Genomic DNA, 1583 nt, shown 5'->3' with positions numbered 1-1583 from the left:
CTCGTCACACTGTTATGAAGTGACCAATGTCAAGCCACAAATCTAAATCATTATCCCCCATCTGGGGCATAGATAAACCAAGGAATATAAGTTCAAACGACAGTTAACCATTCTGTTATTCGTGGATTGGTTACCTCAGGTTAATGGTTCGTCGTAGGCCTTATAATCTCTATACGTGGATCATAAATTTTGTTGTTAGCAAATATGGCCAAATATAAGCTAAGAAATCTATGCCAGAAGAGTGTGATCGTAAGTGGCCAAACCTGCGTGCTACTCTCCTTGGCTTATCTATACCCCTGGGAGGGGCCGTTTAACATTATTCTTCAATCAAAAGCTAGACGCTTTTTGTGCTTAATTTGATGCTAATCAAGGTGTTGAGTTTCCATGCCCCAAATGAAACAAGCCAGTTCACGGGCAACTGCCACAATCGCAAGATTTTGAGGTTTTCCAGCCGCAACCAGACGGAAAAACTTACGCTGTAATCGTTCCACAGCACGATCCGCATAGCTAATTACTTTGCCCGGTTGCCCCTTTTGCCTAGCATTGACTCGCTTTGACTTTCTTCCAATTCTTCCACGAACTAAAGAGTGAGCACATTCGACTAACGTTGATCTAACAGCTGAATTACCTTGTTTAGTAATTGATCCTTTATTAATTGAATTACCACTTGAATGCTCGTTGGGGGTTAACCCTAGATATGATGCAAAAGCAGTGGGTGTAGGGAATCTTGAAAAATCAGAGATTTCTACATGAATAACCATCCCAGTAACAGTATTAATTCCCTTGAAACACCGCAGTTTTTGAACTGGCTCGGCATATTTATCACTAAGTGATAAATTTTCAAGTTCTTGGTCATAACGAGCAATTTTTCGAGATAATTCATCGTACTGAATTAGGTATTCATCGATCACCATCTTAAGGTGTCCAGTAAGTGGCAGTTTATTTAGCCAGTTTAGATAGGCTTCAGTCCACTTTGATTTACCGTCAAATGAAAACCCTAAGCGTAAAACAAAAGCATTAATCTGTTGCTTAATTTTTTTCTGAGCAAGCTTAAAGCTTTTACGCATGCGGATAAATTCTTTAATACTGTTGTCCTCAGCATCGGGGACATAGACAGAGCGATAAGTTCCATTCATAAGATTTCTGGCAATCATTTTGGCATCTTGGCGATCGTTCTTAACCATCTTATTTTTGGATGAACTATACATCGTGGTTGGAGCCATTATGTGACATTCAATACCAAGTTCTTCAAGGGAATTATGCCAAGAATATCCCAAACAACCAGCCTCATATCCAGTGACAAACTTCGTTTGTTCACCACATTTCTTCCGCAATGTTGCAAGAAACTTTCCAAGCATTCGGGTATCTAAGGCACATTTGGTTTCACCCAAGATTTCACCAGTATCAGAATTAACAGCACATAAACTAAGACTTTCTTTATGGACATCCATTCCAACGTAAACTATACTTTGCATAAGGTGACCTCCTAATTGTCATGCGGTAACAACTCAGTGTTTATACGACATCATTATGAGTTTAAATCCGCGAAATGACAACTTAGGGGGTCACTTCATATTATCTCT

General features: G+C 39.5%; 1 protein-coding gene. It reads right to left on the bottom strand.

Going from position 1 to position 1583, the window contains the following annotated elements; translation table 11 throughout:
* Positions 1-362 precede the first annotated feature (362 nt).
* Positions 363-1475 (bottom strand): IS110 family RNA-guided transposase, encoded by a 1113-nt coding sequence (locus FD17_RS12865; RefSeq protein ID WP_082617231.1) that lies wholly within the window; start codon positions 1473-1475, stop codon positions 363-365.
* Between the last annotated feature and the right edge of the window lie 108 nt (positions 1476-1583).

Origin of the sequence: Lentilactobacillus sunkii DSM 19904 (assembly GCF_001435575.1) — a bacterium.
Taxonomy (GTDB): domain Bacteria; phylum Bacillota; class Bacilli; order Lactobacillales; family Lactobacillaceae; genus Lentilactobacillus; species Lentilactobacillus sunkii.
Note: the sequence above shows the minus strand (reverse complement) of the source record. Positions and strands in the feature narration are given on the sequence as shown.